Here is a 17,092-nt window from a genome sequence, read left to right on the forward strand (position 1 = left end):
AGGGGAAACCCCCCTTCGTGTCCCCAAAGGAGAAAGGTGACCCCTGCGGGGAATGAAAAAAAAACCTCCCGTGGGGGGGCCGAAACCCCTCCCTCCCCCCCCACCCCGGCGGTTTTGCGTGGTGTGCACGCCGTGCGGATGCGGCCCCGAGCGGGGCACAACGCCGAAAGGGGCGCGGGGAGACCCACAGCGCCCCTTCTCGGCCTCAGGAGGCTAAGCGCGACGCAGAGTCGGCTTGAGCTCCTTGAGACGGCCGAGCAGGCCGTTGACGAACGACGGCGACTCGTCCGTCGAGAACTCCTTCGCCAGCTGCACCATCTCGTCGAGGACGACGGCGTCCGGGGTCTCGTCGACCCAGATCAGCTCGTACGCCCCGAGGCGCAGGATGTTGCGGTCGACGACCGGCATCCGGTCGAGCGTCCAGCCGACCGAGTACTGCGCGATCAGCTCGTCGATGCGCCGGGCGTGCTCGGCGTAGCCCTCCACGAGCTGCATGGTGTACTCGCTCACGGGCGGCTGCCGGGTGTCGCTCCGCGACAGCCGGATCCAGTCCGCGAGAACCGTCAGGACATCGGCCCCGCGCTGGTCGCCCTCGAAGAGGATCTGGAAGGCGCGCTTGCGGGCCGTGTTGCGGGCAGCCACGGTTAGCTGTTCACCCGGCCGAGGTAGTCGCTGGTGCGGGTGTCGACCTTGATCTTCTCACCGGTGGTGATGAAGAGCGGGACCTGGATCTGGTGGCCGGTCTCCAGGATGGCGGGCTTGGTGCCACCGGTGGAGCGGTCGCCCTGGACACCCGGCTCGGTCTCCTGGATCACGAGCTCGACGGCGGCCGGGAGCTCGACGAAGAGCACCTCGCCCTCGTGCTGCGCGACGGTGGCCGTGAAGCCCTCGATGAGGAAGTTGGCGGCGTCGCCGACGGCCTTGCGGTCGACCATCAGCTGGTCGTAGGTCTCCATGTCCATGAAGACGAAGTAATCGCCGTCCATGTACGAGAACTGCATGTCGCGCTTGTCGACAGTGGCCGTCTCGACCTTGACGCCGGCGTTGAAGGTCTTGTCGACGACCTTGCCGGAGAGCACGTTCTTGAGCTTGGTGCGCACGAAGGCCGGGCCCTTGCCGGGCTTGACGTGCTGGAACTCGACGACGGACCAGAGCTGGCCGCCTTCGAGCTTGAGCACCATGCCGTTCTTGAGGTCGTTCGTGGAAGCCACGGTTGCGGAATCTCCTGGACTGACGTGGACGACCCCGGGGCACGCACCTGCCTAGAGGGCGAGCAGCTCCTTGGTCGTGATGGTGAGTAGCTCGGGTCCGCCGTCCGCCTCGGGGCGGACGACGAGCGTGTCATCGATCCGGACACCGCCCCGGCCCGGGAGGTGGACCCCCGGTTCGACGGTGACCGGCACGCAAGCGTCCAGTTTACCCATGGCCGAGGGAGCCAACTGCGGGTCCTCGTCGATTTCGAGTCCGACGCCGTGCCCGGTGAGCGCCGGGAGGGCCGTGCCGTACCCCGCGGAGTCCAGGATCTGGCGTGCGGCGCGGTCCACGTCGCGGCAGGCGGCGCCGGGCACCAGGCTCTCCCGTCCGGCGCGCTGGGCGGCGAAGACGAGGTCGTACAGCTCGATCTGCCAGTCGGCCGGCGACGTGCCGATGACGAAGGTACGGCCGATCTCGCAGCGGTAGCCGCGATAGGTGGCGCCGAGGCAGACGGAGAGGAAATCACCCTCCTCCACCCGGCGGTCGGTGGGCCGGTGGGCACGGCGGCCGGCGTTGGGGCCGGTGGCGACCGAGGTGGGGAAGGCGGGGCCGTCGGCGCCGTGGTCGACGAGACGGCGCTCCAGTTCGAGGGCGAGATGGCGTTCGGTCCGGCCGACGAGGATCGACTCCAGCAGCTCACCGAGGGCCTGGTCGGCGATCTCGGCGCCGATCCGGAGGCACGAGATCTCCTCCTCGTCCTTGACCACCCGGAGCTGTTCCACGGCCCCGCCGAGGTCGGCGAGGCGCAGGCGGGGGGCGACGGAGCGCAGGGCGCGGTGGCGGGCCACGGTGAGGTGGTGTTCCTCCACGGCGAGGGAGTCCCCGCCCTCCGCGGCGAGGAGGCCGACGGCCGCGACCGCGGGGTCACCGGCGGAACCGGGGAGCGCGTGCACCCGGAGGGTCTCGTCGGGGCGGCCGTCGGGCTGGCGTTCGTCCGGCGGCCCGGTACGGACGAGGACGTCCTCGTGCCGGCCGAGGAGGAGGACGGCGCCGCGGGGGGCCGGGCCGGCCAGGTAGCGGACGTTGGCAGGGCGGGAGACGAGCGCTGCCGCGCTGCCGGCCGCGGTGCAGCGCTCTTTGAGCCGGGTTCTGCGGGCTGCGTACATCTCTGGCATGAGTCGAGCGTAGGAGCGGTGACGGGAATGTGCGCTTTGTGGTGGTCTGGTTGTGTTTCGGTACTCCGTCGGTGAGGACGGTCAACCCTCGATTACCACTTCGGCGGGCTGGCAATCGCCCTGGCCAGGATTTCGTCCAGAACGCGTGCCGTGGTGGGGACGTCCATCTGGGAGTTGTCGATGATCGGCAGGCCCGAGCCGTACCAGCCCGCCATGCGGCCGTGGATACGGGCGACCTCCTCGTCGGTGAGGCGGCGGTTGCCCGAGCGCTCGGCGTTGCGCTCCAGGACCACTTCCAGGCCCGGGAGGAGGACGACCGGGAGCAGGCCGGGGCCCACATGGCGCTTCCAGCCGCCCAGGCCCACGGCGGGGCGGTCGGGGAAGATCGCGTCGTCCAGGATGCACGAGATCCCGTTGGCCAGGAAGTTGCGCGCGGCGAAGCCGCAGGTGCGGCGGGCCAGGCGGTACTGGGCCTCCGAGTGGTCGTTCCAGCCGCGCTGGGGGTCGGCGAAGCCGGAGCGGACCCACTCGCGCACGTCGTCGAGGCTGATGTGGGCCGTGGGGACCCGGCGGTGGTCGGCCCAGTACTTGGCGACGCTGGTCTTGCCGGCCCCCGCGGGGCCGATGAGCAGCACCGCGAGGGTGGTGGTCCCGGGGTCCGGGGTGGCTGCGGCGGGCGGCGCGCTCGGTATGCCGACCGGGCCGCCGGGCGGCAGCGGGACGTGGCCGGTGGTGTCCGTCGGCGGTCCCTGCGGAGCCGGGGCGTGCGGGGGTGCCGGGGGGTGCGGGGCCGGGGGCACCGGAGGCTGAGGCGTGTGCGGGACCGGGGGGTGCGGCACCGGCGCTACGGGCGGCTGAGGCGCGTGCGGCGCAGGGTGCTGGGGTGCGGGCTGCTGCGGCGCAGGGTGCTGAGGTACCGGCTGCTGGGGTGCCGGAGGGTGCGGTGCGGGCTGTTGCGGAGCAGGAGGGCCGGAAGGCGCCGGAGGCTGCGGCGCGTGCGGGCCCGGCTGCTGCGGTGCGTGCGGGGCCGGTGGGCCGGAAGGCGCCGGAGGGTGGGGCGGGTGGGTGCCCGGGTGGGGCTGGCCCGGGTGGTGTGCGGCCGGCGTCCAGCCGGTGGCCGGCCCGTGCCCCGGCTGGTGGGGCGGCGGCAGCGGAGAACCCACTGCGTGCTGCATCCGGTGCCACTCCGTCTCGTACAGGCTTTTCTCACACTGACAGGCGGAGAGGTGTCCCCCGCTCTTCCCCACAGCCTAAAGGGCCCTCGGGATGCCCCCGACGCACGGTACCGCCCCCGGCCGTCGATCGGTGAACGGCCGGGGGGCGGTCCGAAGTGCCCACGGGGAGAAGCGAATCGGGCGGAACGGGCTCCAGGGGACGTACCCGCCCGGTCGCCCTACTCGCCGACCTCGCCGTAGGCCGCGAGCAGCACCGCGGGGTCGGGACCCTCCAGGACGGTCGGCTTGGCCAGGCCGTCCAGGACGATGAAGCGCAGCAGGTCACCCCGGGACTTCTTGTCGACCTTCATCGTCTCCAGCAGCTTGGGCCACTGGTCGTAGCGGTAGTGCAGCGGCAGGCCGACCGCTTCGAGCACCGTGCGGTGCCGGTCGGCGGTGGCGTCGTCCAACCGGCCCGCCAGACGCCCGAGTTCGGCGGCGAAGTGCATGCCGACGGAGACGGCCGCGCCGTGCCGCCACTTGTAGCGCTCGTTCTTCTCGATGGCGTGGGCGAGCGTGTGGCCGTAGTTGAGGATCTCCCGCAGGCCCGACTCCTTCAGGTCGGAGGAGACCACGTCCGCCTTGACCTTGATGGAGCGTTCGATCAGCTCGGCGGTGTGCGGGCCCGCCGGGGTGCGGGCGGCCTCGGGGTCGGCCTCGATGAGGTCGAGGATCACCGGGTCGGCGATGAAGCCGGCCTTGATGATCTCGGCGAGCCCGGAGACGTAGTCGTTGACCGGGAGGGAGTCCAGCGCGGCCAGGTCGCACAGCACGCCGGCCGGCGGGTGGAAGGAGCCGACCAGGTTCTTGCCCTCGGCGGTGTTGATGCCGGTCTTGCCGCCGACGGCCGCGTCCACCATGGCCAGCACGGTGGTGGGGACGGCGATCCAGCGCACCCCGCGCAGCCAGGTGGCCGCGACGAAGCCCGCCAGGTCGGTGGTGGCGCCGCCGCCCACGCCGACGATCACGTCGGAGCGGGTGAAGCCGGACTGGCCCAGCGCCTTCCAGCAGTAGGCGGCGACCTCGGCGGTCTTGGCCTCCTCCGCGTTGGGCACCTGGATCGCCACGGCCTCGTAGCCCTGATCGGCCAGGTCGGCGCGCAGCGCGTCACCGGTCTCGGCGAGGGCCTCGGGGTGGATCACGGCCACCCGCTTGGCCTTGGTGCCGATCAACCCGCCCAGCTCACCGAGGAGTTGGCGGCCCACCAGGACGTCGTACGGCTCGCTGCCCGCGCTGCCGCCCACGTGGATCCTTGTCACCTGGCTGGTCATCGTGTCCTCCGGCCGTGGGTCCGAGGGTCGTCCCCCGGGAAGTGCGGTCAGCTCCAGTGCGTCCAGGACGTCTTGGGTGACCTCGTCGGGGGTGCGGCCGTCCGTGGCCACGACGACCGAGGCGACCTCCTCGTACAGATGGCGGCGAGCGTCCATCAGCTCGCGCCACTGCTTGCGCGGGTTGACCGCGAGCAGCGGGCGGGCCGTGTTCAGGCCGGTGCGCCGGACCGCCTCCTCGACGTCCATGGAGAGGTACACGACGCGCTGCCCGTCGAGGCGGGCGCGGGTGTCGGCGTCGAGGATCGCGCCGCCGCCGAGCGCGAGGACGCCCTCGTGCCCGGCCAGCGCGACGCGCACGGCCTCCTTCTCCAGGACGCGGAAGGCGGCCTCGCCCTCGTCGACGAAGATCTCCGCGATGGCGCGGCCCTCGGCGGCGACGATGTCCTCGTCCGTGTCCCGGTAGCCGACGCCGAGCCGCTCGGCGAGCCGCTGTCCGATGGTCGACTTGCCGACGCCCATCGGGCCCACCAGGACGATCAGCGGACCGCTCATCGGATGTGGAGGTTGTCGAGGTAGGAGCGGACGTTGCGGCGGGTCTCGGCCACGCTGTCGCCGCCGAACTTCTCCGCGACCGCGTCGGCCAGGACGAGGGCCACCATCGCCTCGGCGACGATGCCGGCCGCCGGGACGGCGGACACGTCGGAGCGCTGGTGGTGGGCCTGGGCCGCCTCGCCGGTGGCGACGTCGATCGTCTGCAGGGCGCGCGGCACGGTCGCGATGGGCTTCATCGCGGCGCGTACCCGCAGCAGCTCGCCGGTGGTCAGGCCGCCCTCGGTGCCGCCGGAGCGGCCGGAGACGCGCCGGATGCCCTCGGGCGTGCTGACGATCTCGTCGTGGGCCTTGGAGCCGGGTACCCGGGCCAGCTCGAAGCCGTCGCCGATCTCGACGCCCTTGATCGCCTGGATGCCCATGAGGGCGCCCGCGAGCCGGGCGTCCAGCTTGCGGTCCCAGTGCACGTGCGAGCCGAGGCCCACCGGGACGCCGTAGGCCAGCACCTCGACGACACCGCCGAGGGTGTCGCCGTCCTTGTGGGCCTGGTCGACCTCGGCGACCATCGCCTTCGACGCGTCCGCGTCGAGGCAGCGCAGCGGGTCGGCGTCCAGCTTCTCGACGTCGGCCGGCGTGGGGTACACGCCCTGCGGGGCCTTCACGGAGCACAGCTCGACGACGTGCGAGACGATCTCGATGCCGGCGGTCTCCTTGATGTACGACCGGGCCACCGCGCCGAGCGCCACCCGGGCCGCCGTCTCACGGGCGGAGGCGCGCTCCAGGATCGGACGGGCCTCGTCGAAGCCGTACTTCTGCATGCCGGCGAGGTCGGCGTGACCGGGGCGGGGCCGGGTCAGCGGGGCGTTGCGGGCGAGGCCCGCCAGAATCTCGGGGTCGACGGGGTCGGCCGCCATGACCTGGTCCCACTTCGGCCACTCGGTGTTGCCCACCATGATCGCGACCGGGGAGCCGAGCGTGAGGCCGTGGCGGACACCGCCGAGGAAGGTGACCTCGTCCCGCTCGAACTTCATCCGGGCACCGCGTCCATAGCCGAGCCGCCGTCTCGCGAGGTGGTCCGCCACCATGTCCGTGGTGATCGGCACGCCGGCGGGAAGGCCCTCCAGCGTCGCCACGAGTGCGGGACCGTGGGACTCCCCCGCTGTCAGCCAGCGCAACCTGCTCAACGGTGCTCCTCCGTGTTCGCGCCTGATACTGCTCCGCGTACGCGGGTCCTCGCGTACGGCGGCGGCGTGACCGGGTGCGCGCCCCGGGCCCGCCACTGACGATCCTCCCACGTCCGGGACGTGGGACCGGCCGCCGGTCCACCTGGCGGACGCGACGGGCTCATCGCGCCGCCTCGCCGCCGAGGGCCGCGGACGCGGTGGCGTCCTGCGGTCGGGAGGGCGCGTAGGCGCCCAAAAAGTCGGCGCCGCTGGTCTGTTCGCTCCGCTCGGCCCGCTGGGGGGCGTAGGAGCCGAGGTAGTCGACGCCGCGCCGCTGTCCGTACTGGGCCGCCGCGTGGACGGGGCGGCCGGCGCGCACCGCGCGCCGGTAGGCGATCCTGCGCTTGAGCTTGAGCAGCCACGAGCCGACGAGGACCAGCAGGACCAGGCCGATCACCGTGAGCTGCGCCCAGTCGGGCAGGAATCTCAGGACGAGCTCGAAGATCTCGCTCTTTCCGGATGCCAGTGGCATGTCTGCGGACATGCTGGACAAGACCGTGACTCCCCCCTGTCATGCGGCCCCGCCCCCTGCGGAACCCCTCGGATCCTAGCGGGCGGCGAGCGCGTGTTCGCCCGCTTTTCGCATGGCCTCCACGGGCGCCGGGTGGCGACCGGTCATCTGCTCCACCTGGAGGACGGCCTGGTGCACCAGCAGGTCCAGGCCGCTGACGACGGCCCCGCCGTACATCGACCAGCGCGCGGCCAGCTCGGTGGGCCAGGGGTCGTACAGCACGTCGAAGAGGGTGGCGGGGCGCTCGGGCACGGCGTGCGCGAGGGCGTCGGTCGTCCCGGCCGGCGTGGTGGCGACGACCAGCGGGGCGCGCAGCGCCTGTGCCGCGTCCGCCCAGTCCGCGGTACGCACGTCGACGTCGAGCCGCTCGCCCCACTGCCGCATCTCGGCGGCCCGGGCCTCACTGCGGACGTAGGCGACGACCTCGCCGGTGCACACCCGGGCCAGCGCGGCCAGCGCCGACGAGGCGGTGGCGCCGGCGCCGAGGATCGCCGCGGAGTCGACCTGCTCGACGCCGCGCTCGCGCAGTGCGGCGACCATGCCGGGGATGTCGGTGTTGTCGCCGACGCGGCGGCCGTCCTCGGTGAGGACGAGGGTGTTGACGGCCTCGACGGAGGCGGCGGTCTCGCTGATCTCGTCGAGCAGCGGGATGACGGCCCGCTTCAGCGGCATGGTCAGCGACAGCCCGGCCCACTCCGGCCCGAGGTCCGCGACGAAGCCGGGCAGCGCGGCCTCGTCGACCTCGAAGCGGTCGTAAGACCATCCCGCGAGGCCCAGCTCCTTGTACGCGGCGCGGTGCAGCACCGGGGACAGGGAGTGGGCGATGGGCGAACCGAGCACGGCGGCCCGGCGCGCGTCAGTTGCCCCTGCTCGCATTGAACTTTTCCTTGAGTCGCAGGAATTCGGCATGCGTCTTGGCGAACTCGGTCTTGCTCACGCCGTCGACCGCCACGAAGTAGTACCAGCCGTCGTGGGTCGGGTTCATGGCCGACGCGATCGCGCCGTCGCCGGGGTTCCCGATCGGCCCGGGGGGCAGACCCTTGTGCGCGTACGTGTTGTACGGGTCGTCGTCGCCCTTGACCTCCGACTCGCTGACGTCGATGTTGCTCTGGCCCTTGGCGTAGTTGTACGTCGAGTCGAACTGGAGGGCCCCGTAGGTCTCGTGGTTCGCGGGATTGAGGCGGTTGTAGACGACCTCCGCCATCTTGCGGTAGTCGTCCGTGGTCTTGCCCTCGGCCTGGACGAGGCTCATCACGGTGAGCAGCTGCAGCGGGGTGTCCAGGTTGAGCGCCTTCGCCTTGTTCTGGAGGTCGACCTCCTTGTACTTGGCGGTGGCCCGGCCGACCATCTCCTTCAGCACCGTCTCGGGCTTCATGCCCTTGGCGGCGGCGTAGGTGCCCGGGTAGAGGAAGCCCTCCAGCGGGTCCTTGATCTCGCTGTTGTCGTTCGCCCAGCTCGGCAGGCCCAGACTCTTGTACTGCGCGTCGGCGACCTTCTTGGTGGCACCGGAGGACAGGCCGAGCTTGGTGTCGATCATCTTGTAGACCTGGGCGTTGCGCTGCCCGGGCGTGACCATCACATTGGCCTGGCTCTTCGGGTCGAGCATCATCTTCACGGCGCTGGCGGCGGACATCTCCTTCTTCATGATGTACGCGCCGGCCTGGATCGAGCCCGACTGGGGGTTCTGGGTGAACGCCGAGACGAAGGCGTCGACGCTCTTGACGACGCCGGCCTCCTTCAGCAGGCGGCCGATCTCCGCGCCGCCCGCGCCCTTGGGGATCTCCACGCTGACGGTCTGGCCGACGCCGTCGCCCGCGTAGTCGGGGGCCGAGCCGTAACGGTTTTGGTAGAACTTGTAGCCGATGTACCCCACGCCGCCGACGCCGCCGCCGAAGACCAGCAGCACCACCAGGCAGGCACAGCCGCTGCGGCGCTTCTTGCCCTTGCCCCCCTTGCCGCCTTTCGCGCCCTTGCCGCCGCGCCGGTCGCCGCGGCCGCGGCCCTCGCCCGGCTCGTCGTCGTCCGCGTCGCCGTCCTCGTCGTCGCCGCCCGCGAAGAACGCGTGCTCGCCCTGGTCGGGGCCCGGGTCCCAGTCGGGTTCGGGCTCCGGCTCGGCGCGCCTGCGGGCCGGGGGCTCCGGCGGCGGGTAGGCGTCGGAGGTCTGGTAGAAGTCGGGCTGCTCGGCGCCGTAGGCCCCGGGCTGCTGCCCGTAGGGGTCGCCGGGGTCGGCGGCGTAGGGCATCTGCGCGTGCGTGCCGGTGCCGTCCCAGCCGCCCTGCTGGTACTGCTGCTGTTCCTGCTGATACGGCTGCTCACCCTGGTGGTACGGCTGCTGCCCACCCTGGGGGACGTACTGCTGCTGCTCCTGACCGGCGTAGTTCTGCTGGTGGTAGGAGGACGGGTACTGCTGGTCGTACGGCTGGCCCTGGCCCCAGTCGCCGTAGTTCTGCGCCTGCTGTGGGTACTGCTGCTGGCCCCCGTAGGCAGGCTGATGACCGCCGTGGGCCTGCTGCCCTCCCCATCCGCCGTCCCCGTACAACGGGTCCTCCGGATGCCACGGTTCGGAGCCTGGGCCCCGGCCATACTCAGTCATCGATCCCCTAGAGCCGCGAGACGGCCGATGGCGCGGCCGCTGGGCCAGGCTAACCGTTCCGCCTCTTTTTGTGCGGAGGCTGTTCGAACACCACCACATCGCGCGGAACGTTACCGTATCGCGATCAGATGACCACTTCGACGCCCTCGCCCGGAGGATCGCCCGACACCCGTTCGGATTCGAGCGCCTGCTGAAGGATGATCACAGCGGCCGCCTGGTCGATCACGGACCGGCCCTTCTTCGACTTCACGCCCGAGGCGCGCAGTCCCTGGCTCGCGGTCACGGTGGTCATCCGCTCGTCGACGAGCCGCACCGGAGTCGGGGCGATCGCGCGGGCCAGTTCCCCGGCGAAGCCGCGGACCTTGACCGCGGCCGGGCCCTCGCCCCCCTTGAGGGAGCGAGGGAGACCGACCACGACCTCGATCGGTTCGTACTCCTCGACCAGCTGCTTCAGCCGGCGCTGCGCCGCGGGGACGTCCCGGCCGGGGACCGTCTCCACGGGGGTGGCGAGGATCCCGTCGGGGTCGCACGAGGCGACCCCGATGCGGGCGTCCCCGACGTCGATCGCGAGCCGACGTCCTCGGCGCATCGTCACTTCGCGGTGTCCGTCACGAGCCGCTCGACGGCCTCCACGGCCTCGCCGACGGCGGCCGGGTTCTGGCCGCCGCCCTGGGCGACGTCCGGCTTGCCGCCACCGCCGCCACCGAGGGTCTTGGCGGCCGTACGGACCAGATCGCCGGCCTTGAGACCGCGCTCACGGGCGGCCTCGTTGGTGGCGATGACCGTGAGCGGCTTGCCGTTGTTGACCGTGAAGAGGGCCACGACGGCGGCCCGGCCGCCCTGGATGCGGCCCCGCACGTCGAGGACCAGCTTGCGCAGGTCGTCCGGGGTCGTGCCGTCCGGGACCTGGCCGGTGACGACGGCCACACCGCGGATGTCCTTGGCGGACCCGGCGAGACCGGCGGCGGCCTGGAGGACCTTCTCGGCGCGGAACTTCTCGATCTCCTTCTCGGCGTCCTTCAGCTTGCCGAGCATGGCGGAGACCTTCTCCGGGAGCTCCTCCGGACGGCCCTTGATCAGCTCCTGGAGCTGGGCGACGACCGTGTGCTCACGGGCGAGGAAGTTGTAGGCGTCGACGCCGACGAGGGCCTCGATGCGGCGGACACCGGAGCCGATGGAGGACTCGCCGAGCAGCTTCACCAGGCCCAGCTGGGCGGTGTTGTGCACATGCGTGCCGCCGCAGAGCTCCTTGGAGAAGTCGCCGATGGTCACCACGCGGACCCGCTCGCCGTACTTCTCGCCGAACTCGGCGATGGCGCCCTGCTTCTTGGCCTCGTCGATGCCCATGACGTCGGCACGGACGTCCAGGTCGCGGGCGAGCACCTCGTTGATCTTCTGCTCGACGTCGGTCATCACGGCCGTCGGAACGGCGGACGGGGAGCCGAAGTCGAAACGGAAGCGGCCGGGCTGGTTCTCGGAACCGGCCTGGGCGGCCGTCGGGCCGAGGGCGTCGCGCAGGGCCTGGTGGGTGAGGTGCGTGGCCGAGTGGGCGCGGGCGATGGCCTTGCGGCGGCGGACGTCGATGGAGGCGTGGGCCCGGGCACCGACGGTGACCTCGCCGACCTGGACGACGCCCTTGTGGACGTACACGCCCGGCACCGGCTTCTGGCAGTCGCGGACCTCGATGACGGCACCGGTGTCGACCTTGATCCGGCCGGTGTCGCCGATCTGGCCGCCGCCCTCGGCGTAGAACGGGGTGCGGTCGAGGACGATCTCGACCTCGTCGCCCTCGGTGGCGGCCGGGGAGGACACGCCGTCGACGAGGATGCCGACGACGGTGGTCTCGCCCTCGGTGTCCGAGTAGCCGATGAAGTCGGTCTCGCCGGTCCGGTCGGCGATCTCACGGTAGGCGCCGGCGCCGGCGTGGCCGGTCTTCTTGGCCTGAGCGTCGGCCTTGGCGCGCTCCCGCTGCTCCTTCATCAGGCGGCGGAAGCCGTCCTCGTCCACGGAGAGGCCCTGTTCGGCGGCCATCTCCAGGGTGAGGTCGATCGGGAAGCCCCAGGTGTCGTGGAGCAGGAACGCCTTGTCGCCGGCGAGGACCGTGCCGCCGGAGGCCTTGGTCTCGGTGACGGCGGTGTCCAGGATGTTGGTGCCGGCCTTGAGCGTCTTGAGGAAGGCGTTCTCCTCGGCGAGGGCGACCTTCTCGATGCGCTCGCGGTCGGTGACCAGCTCGGGGTACTGCTGGCCCATCATGCCGATCACGGTGTCGATCAGGTCGAGCACGACCGGGCCGGTGGCGCCCAGCAGGCGCATGTTGCGGATGGCGCGGCGCATGATGCGGCGCAGCACATAGCCGCGGCCCTCGTTGCCGGGGGTCACGCCGTCGCCGATGAGCATCACCGAGGTGCGCATGTGGTCGGTGACCACGCGCAGGGAGACGTCCGAGTCGTGGGCGTCGCCGTAGGCCACCCCGGTCAGCTCGGTGGCCTTGTTGATGACGGCCATGGAGGTGTCGATCTCGTACATGTTCTGCACGCCCTGCAGAATCATGGCGAGTCGCTCCAGGCCGAGGCCCGTGTCGATGTTCTTGCTGGGCAGTTCGCCGAGGATCTCGAAGTTGTCCTTGCCGATGCCCTCGCCGCGCTCGTACTGCATGAAGACGAGGTTCCAGATCTCCACGTACCGCTCGTCGTTGACGGCGGGGCCGCCCTCGACGCCGAACTCGGGGCCGCGGTCGTAGTTGATCTCGGAACAGGGGCCGCAGGGGCCGGGGACGCCCATGGACCAGTAGTTGTCCTTCATGCCGAGACGCTGGATGCGCTCCTTGGGCACGCCGACGACCTCGTGCCAGATGCGCTCGGCCTCGTCGTCGTCCTTGTAGACGGTGATCCAGAGCTTCTCCGGCTCCAGGCCGTAACCGCCCTTGTCCTGGGGGCTGGTGAGCAGCTCCCAGGCGTACTTGATGGCGCCTTCCTTGAAGTAGTCGCCGAAGGAGAAGTTGCCGCACATCTGGAAGAACGTGCCGTGGCGCGTGGTCTTGCCGACCTCTTCGATGTCGGGCGTGCGCACGCACTTCTGGACGCTGGTGGCGCGTTCGAACGGCGGCTTGACCTCACCCAGGAAGTAGGGCTTGAAGGGCACCATGCCGGCCGGGACGAGGAGCAGAGTCGGGTCGTCCGCGATGAGCGACGCCGAAGGGACGACGGTGTGCCCGCGCTCCTCGAAGAAGCTCAGCCAGCGGCGGCGAATCTCGGCCGACTCCATCAGTGGTCCTCATTCCGGTTGTACGTGTACGTCGGGTTCTCGATGTACTTCGGGTTGCTTCGGTCGTTCTCGATGGCGGCGTACCGCCGGGGTGCGGGGAGTTCGGGGTTCTCCTTGATGCCGAGCGCGTCCTCCAACTCGGCCTCCCGCTGGGCCATGTTGTCGCGGACGTCGAGGGCGAAGCCCACCGCGCGGTCCTTCAGCCGCTGGCCCGTCTCCAGCGCCTTGTTCGCCGCGGTGGCGGCGAGGCTCTCCGGGGTGAGCTGCTTGAGCTTGCGGTTGACCTTGGTGGTGGCCCACACACCGGCGGCGACACCCGTGCTGAACCAGAACGTACGGCGGAACATCGCTCGGTCTCAGTCCTTACTTCCGCTTGCGTCGTGCGGCAGGGACCGTCCGGCCCACGATCACCGTACGCCGGGGCGAGTCGGCGGGCGCGTCCTGCTGTTTGCGGCCGCCGAGGGCGCGGCGCACGCCGTAGCCGAAGGCCGCGACCTTGACCAGGGGGCCGCCGAAGGTGGAGGCGACGGTGGTCGACAGCGCGGAGGCGTTCGACGTGACCTCCTGGACGTCGGAGGCGATGGCGTCGACCCGGTCGATCTGGGTCTGGGCGGAGCGCACCGCCGTGGAGGCCTCTGCCAGGAGCGGGACGGCCTGGTCGGTCACGTCGGCCACGAGCTTGGTGGTCGCCTTGAGCGTCTGGGCCAGCCTCACCAGGGCGACGGCGAGGAAGGAGACCAGGATCGCCCAGAAGACGGCCACCAGGATCCCGGCAACTTCTCCACCGGACACTGTGTGCACCCGCTCCCTAAGCGTCTGTACCTGTCATTGAACCTGGGTTCGAAACTGGGTTCCGAATCTAGTATTGAACCTGGTTCCGAGGCTGAGCCTATCGCGCCGGACGCGGCGTTCCGTACCGCATTACGAGCATGCGAAAGCCCGCCGCCTCCGCCACCCGGGAGGGGCGGGGAGACGACGGGCTGAGGCGCAGAAGTCCTACGGCCGCTGAAGGATCAACGGGCGTAGTACTCGACGACGAGCTGCTCGTCGCAGATGACCGGAACTTCCTTGCGGTTCGGCTCGCGGTCCAGGCGGAACGCCAGGGCCTTGAGGTTCACCTGAAGGTAGCGGGGGGTCTCACCCTCGGGGGCGAAGCCGCCCTCGCGGGCGATCGCGAAGAGGGTCTTCTCGCGGCTGCGCTCGCGGACCATCACGACGTCGTCGGGACGGACGCGGAACGACGGCTTGTCGACCTTCTGGCCGTTGACCTCGATGTGGCCGTGCACGACCATCTGACGGGCCTGGTAGATCGTGCGGGCGATGCCCGAACGCAGGACCAGGGCGTCGAGACGACGCTCCAGCTCGACGATCAGGGCCTCACCGGTCTTGCCCTGCACCTTGGAGGCACGCTCGTAGGCGCGGACCAGCTGGCGCTCGGAGATGTCGTACTGCGCGCGCAGACGCTGCTTCTCCAGCAGACGGACCTTGTAGTCCGAGGTCTGCTTGCGGCCACGGCCGTGCTCACCCGGCGGGTAGGGGCGGGCCTCGAAGTACTTGACGGCCTTCGGGGTCAGCGCGATACCGAGGGCACGCGACTTCTTGACCTTGGGGCGGGACTGATTCGCCACTTATCTCTCTTTTCCTGGTTTTCGGCTCGTCAGGGTGTTGAGGAGGTCGCATCCGCAGCCGGGGAATCCCGCCGGACCCCTCAAGGGCCTGGTGGGCAGCCGCTCCCCTGGTCTGGGCACATACGTGCAGCACGCGAGTGGCCCACCGACCCTTCTCGTCGTACGACGAGTGGTGGTGGGCTGCCCGCGACACCGATCGACGGTGCGCGACGCTCCTGGAGCCGGTCCGGGGACGAGGTCCTTGAACTGGCTCCGGCTGACCGTCCCGTTCTGACAGCACGGGACACAGCACTTCGGAGAAGTCTACAGGCTGCTCAGGACCGCTTGCGACCGAGGTGCTTCCTGGTCCACTCCACCGCGTCCGCGTACCGCGCCTCCGCGCCGTGCCGCGTCGGGGCGTAGTACTCCCGGTCCTTGATCGCGTCCGGGGCGTACTGCTGTTCCGCGATGCCCTCCGCGAGGTCGTGCGGGTACACGTACCCCTGCGCGTGACCGAGCTTGGCCGCGCCCTTGTAGTGCCCGTCGCGCAGGTGCGGCGGGACCGGTCCGGCCAGTCCCTTGCGTACGTCCTCCAGGGCGGCGCCAATCGCCGTGGTCGCGGAGTTGGACTTGGGGGCCAGCGCCAGGGCGATCGTGGCGTGGCTGAGGGTGAGCGCGGCCTCCGGGAAGCCGATCATCGCGACGGCCTGGGCGGCGGCGACCGCGATGGGCAGGGCGTTGGGATCGGCGAGGCCGATGTCCTCGCTCGCGGAGATCATCAGCCGGCGCGCGATGAAGCGGGGGTCCTCGCCGGCCTCGATCATGCGGGCCAGATAGTGCAGCGCGGCGTCCACGTCGGAGCCGCGGATGGACTTGATCAGGGCGCTCGCCACGTCGTAGTGCTGGTCGCCGTCACGGTCGTACTTCACCGCCGCCCGGTCGACGGTCTGCTCCAGGGTCTCCAGGGTGATCTCGGTCGCGCCCTGGTCGAGGGCGGCACCGGCGGCGGCCTCCAGGGCCGTCAGGGCCCGGCGGGCGTCGCCGCCGGCGATGCGCAGCAGGTGCGCCTCGGTGTCCTCGGGGAGGGTGACGGCGCCCTTCAGGCCGCGCTCGTCGGCCAGGGCCCGCCGGAGGAGGCCGCGCAGGTCGTCGTCCGTGAGCGGTTCGAGGGTGAGCAGCAGGGAGCGGGAGAGCAGGGGGGAGATCACCGAGAAGTAGGGGTTCTCGGTGGTCGCCGCGATCAGGGTCACCCAGCGGTTCTCGACGGCGGGGAGCAGGGAGTCCTGCTGGGCCTTGCTGAAGCGGTGGATCTCGTCGAGGAAGAGGACGGTCTCCTTGCCGTAGCCCCCGGTGGCGCGGCGGGCGCCGTCGATGACCGCGCGGACCTCCTTGACGCCGGCGGTGATCGCGGAGAGCTCGACGAAGCGCTTGTTGGTGGCCTTGGAGACGACATAGGCCAGGGTCGTCTTGCCGGTGCCGGGCGGGCCCCAGAGGATCACCGAGGAGGGACCGGCCGGGCCCTTGGCACCCTCGCCGACCAGGCGGCGCAGGGGGGAGCCCGGCTTCAGCAGGTGCTGCTGGCCCACGACCTCGTCGAGGGTGCGCGGGCGCATCCGGACCGCCAGGGGGCTTCCTGCCGGATCCTTCTCCTGGCGTTCTTCTGCGGCTGCGGTGAACAGGTCGGGCTCCACGTCCAGAACCCTAGTTCACCGCACTGACAATCCCCCCGGCCGTCAGCTGGTCCAGAAGTCCCACCAGCGGGTCAGGACGAGCATGCCGATGATGCCGATGTGCATCACCGGCAGGACCCAGGTGAACTCGCCGAAGAAGTTCTTCAGCCAGCGCGGGGCGGGCAGGAAGTCGTTGCGCACGTTGAACGAGGTCACGTACCAGAACATGGTGATCGTGGCGACCCAGGCCAGGGAGCACCACAGGCACAGGGCGTTGATCCGGTACAGCGACTGGAACTGCAGCCAGGTGCAGAAGGCGACGCCGAAGAGCGTGCCGAAGTTGAAGGTGAGCCAGTACCAGCGCGGGAAGCGGGCGCGGGCCAGCAGGCTCATGCCGACGCAGATGACGATGCCGTAGGCGACCAGGCCGAGCATCGGGTTGGGGAACCCGAAGGCGGCGGCCTGCTTGGACTCCATCACGCTGCCGCAGGAGACGACGGGGTTCAGGCTGCAGCCCGGGGTGAAGGTCTTGCCCTCGACCTTGGCCTCCAGGAGCTTGAACTTGTCGATCGTGATGACCCACGCGGCGAGCAGGCCGGCCGCGCCGGTGATCACCAGAAGCAGCGCGAAGGCACGGCTGCCGCCGACCGTCCGGGGGGCGGCCGCGTCGGCGCGCTCCGGTTCGGGCACGGTGGAGACGTCTTTCACTGTCGTCTTGCTCATCAGGCCGATTCCGTCTGCTGGAGGGGTGGACCTTCTTCGGGCAGGCGCCATTGTGCCGCACGGGCCCGTAAGTCCACCGTTCGGTGGACACAGGAACG

General features: G+C 70.8%; 16 protein-coding genes. All 16 read right to left on the reverse strand.

The window, feature by feature from the left end:
* Positions 1–213 precede the first annotated feature (213 nt).
* Positions 214–642, reverse strand: a complete 429-nt coding sequence (gene nusB / locus ACZ5NW_RS25770) for a transcription antitermination factor NusB (protein WP_468746286.1) — start codon at positions 640–642, stop codon at positions 214–216.
* A gap of 2 nt (positions 643–644) precedes the next feature.
* The gene (efp, locus tag ACZ5NW_RS25775; protein ID WP_403332981.1) at positions 645–1,211 is read right to left on the reverse strand and encodes an elongation factor P; all 567 of its coding nucleotides are present in this window, start codon (positions 1,209–1,211) and stop codon (positions 645–647) included.
* A 51-nt stretch (positions 1,212–1,262) separates the two neighbouring features.
* Positions 1,263–2,369 (reverse strand): aminopeptidase P family protein, encoded by a 1,107-nt coding sequence (locus ACZ5NW_RS25780; protein WP_468746287.1) that lies wholly within the window; start codon positions 2,367–2,369, stop codon positions 1,263–1,265.
* Between the two features lie 92 nt (positions 2,370–2,461).
* Positions 2,462–3,544 (reverse strand): AAA family ATPase, encoded by a 1,083-nt coding sequence (locus ACZ5NW_RS25785; protein ID WP_468746288.1) that lies wholly within the window; start codon positions 3,542–3,544, stop codon positions 2,462–2,464.
* A 218-nt stretch (positions 3,545–3,762) separates the two neighbouring features.
* Positions 3,763–5,406, reverse strand: coding sequence for a 3-dehydroquinate synthase (gene aroB, locus ACZ5NW_RS25790; RefSeq protein WP_468746289.1), 1,644 nt, complete (start codon positions 5,404–5,406; stop codon positions 3,763–3,765).
* Complete coding sequence (aroC, locus tag ACZ5NW_RS25795) at positions 5,403–6,587, reverse strand: chorismate synthase (RefSeq protein WP_468746290.1); 1,185 nt, start codon at positions 6,585–6,587, stop codon at positions 5,403–5,405. Before aroC ends, aroB begins: the two co-directional genes overlap by 4 nt.
* Before the next feature lie 160 nt (positions 6,588–6,747).
* Positions 6,748–7,098: a hypothetical protein gene (locus tag ACZ5NW_RS25800; protein ID WP_468746291.1), complete on the reverse strand. Its 351-nt coding sequence runs from the start codon at positions 7,096–7,098 to the stop codon at positions 6,748–6,750.
* Between the two features lie 75 nt (positions 7,099–7,173).
* Positions 7,174–8,013, reverse strand: a complete 840-nt coding sequence (locus tag ACZ5NW_RS25805) for a shikimate dehydrogenase (protein ID WP_468746292.1) — start codon at positions 8,011–8,013, stop codon at positions 7,174–7,176.
* On the reverse strand, positions 7,994–9,730 hold the full coding sequence (gene mltG, locus ACZ5NW_RS25810; protein ID WP_468746293.1) for an endolytic transglycosylase MltG: 1,737 nt from the start codon (positions 9,728–9,730) through the stop codon (positions 7,994–7,996). Before mltG ends, ACZ5NW_RS25805 begins: the two co-directional genes overlap by 20 nt.
* A gap of 124 nt (positions 9,731–9,854) precedes the next feature.
* Positions 9,855–10,319: a Holliday junction resolvase RuvX gene (gene ruvX / locus ACZ5NW_RS25815; protein WP_468746294.1), complete on the reverse strand. Its 465-nt coding sequence runs from the start codon at positions 10,317–10,319 to the stop codon at positions 9,855–9,857.
* A 2-nt stretch (positions 10,320–10,321) separates the two neighbouring features.
* Positions 10,322–12,994, reverse strand: coding sequence for an alanine--tRNA ligase (gene alaS, locus ACZ5NW_RS25820; protein ID WP_468746295.1), 2,673 nt, complete (start codon positions 12,992–12,994; stop codon positions 10,322–10,324).
* Positions 12,994–13,341, reverse strand: a complete 348-nt coding sequence (locus ACZ5NW_RS25825; RefSeq protein ID WP_468746296.1) for a hypothetical protein — start codon at positions 13,339–13,341, stop codon at positions 12,994–12,996. Before ACZ5NW_RS25825 ends, alaS begins: the two co-directional genes overlap by 1 nt.
* A gap of 16 nt (positions 13,342–13,357) precedes the next feature.
* Entirely contained in the window at positions 13,358–13,795 is a 438-nt protein-coding gene (locus ACZ5NW_RS25830; protein ID WP_468746297.1) for a DUF948 domain-containing protein, read from the reverse strand.
* 212 nt (positions 13,796–14,007) lie between these two features.
* Positions 14,008–14,622, reverse strand: coding sequence for a 30S ribosomal protein S4 (rpsD, locus tag ACZ5NW_RS25835; protein WP_468746298.1), 615 nt, complete (start codon positions 14,620–14,622; stop codon positions 14,008–14,010).
* Positions 14,623–14,936: 314 nt separating this feature from the next.
* The gene (locus tag ACZ5NW_RS25840) at positions 14,937–16,292 is read right to left on the reverse strand and encodes a replication-associated recombination protein A (RefSeq protein WP_468746299.1); all 1,356 of its coding nucleotides are present in this window, start codon (positions 16,290–16,292) and stop codon (positions 14,937–14,939) included.
* Positions 16,293–16,334: 42 nt separating this feature from the next.
* Positions 16,335–16,994 (reverse strand): vitamin K epoxide reductase family protein, encoded by a 660-nt coding sequence (locus tag ACZ5NW_RS25845; protein WP_468746300.1) that lies wholly within the window; start codon positions 16,992–16,994, stop codon positions 16,335–16,337.
* Between the last annotated feature and the right edge of the window lie 98 nt (positions 16,995–17,092).

The sequence above is a fragment of the Streptomyces sp. NPDC032126 genome, assembly GCF_055580085.1.

What these genes read in the sequence shown, in the direction of transcription:
- mltG (WP_468746293.1), bottom strand. Translation starts at nt 9,730, where the DNA reads ATGACTGAGTATGGCCGGGGCCCAGGCTCCGAACCGTGGCATCCGGAG.
- ACZ5NW_RS25785 (WP_468746288.1), bottom strand. Translation starts at nt 3,544, where the DNA reads ATGCAGCACGCAGTGGGTTCTCCGCTGCCGCCGCCCCACCAGCCGGGG.
- ACZ5NW_RS25805 (WP_468746292.1), bottom strand. Translation starts at nt 8,013, where the DNA reads ATGCGAGCAGGGGCAACTGACGCGCGCCGGGCCGCCGTGCTCGGTTCG.
- ACZ5NW_RS25780 (WP_468746287.1), bottom strand. Translation starts at nt 2,369, where the DNA reads ATGCCAGAGATGTACGCAGCCCGCAGAACCCGGCTCAAAGAGCGCTGC.
- ACZ5NW_RS25825 (WP_468746296.1), bottom strand. Translation starts at nt 13,341, where the DNA reads ATGTTCCGCCGTACGTTCTGGTTCAGCACGGGTGTCGCCGCCGGTGTG.
- aroB (WP_468746289.1), bottom strand. Translation starts at nt 5,406, where the DNA reads ATGAGCGGTCCGCTGATCGTCCTGGTGGGCCCGATGGGCGTCGGCAAG.
- ruvX (WP_468746294.1), bottom strand. Translation starts at nt 10,319, where the DNA reads ATGCGCCGAGGACGTCGGCTCGCGATCGACGTCGGGGACGCCCGCATC.
- ACZ5NW_RS25800 (WP_468746291.1), bottom strand. Translation starts at nt 7,098, where the DNA reads ATGCCACTGGCATCCGGAAAGAGCGAGATCTTCGAGCTCGTCCTGAGA.
- alaS (WP_468746295.1), bottom strand. Translation starts at nt 12,994, where the DNA reads ATGGAGTCGGCCGAGATTCGCCGCCGCTGGCTGAGCTTCTTCGAGGAG.
- ACZ5NW_RS25845 (WP_468746300.1), bottom strand. Translation starts at nt 16,994, where the DNA reads ATGAGCAAGACGACAGTGAAAGACGTCTCCACCGTGCCCGAACCGGAG.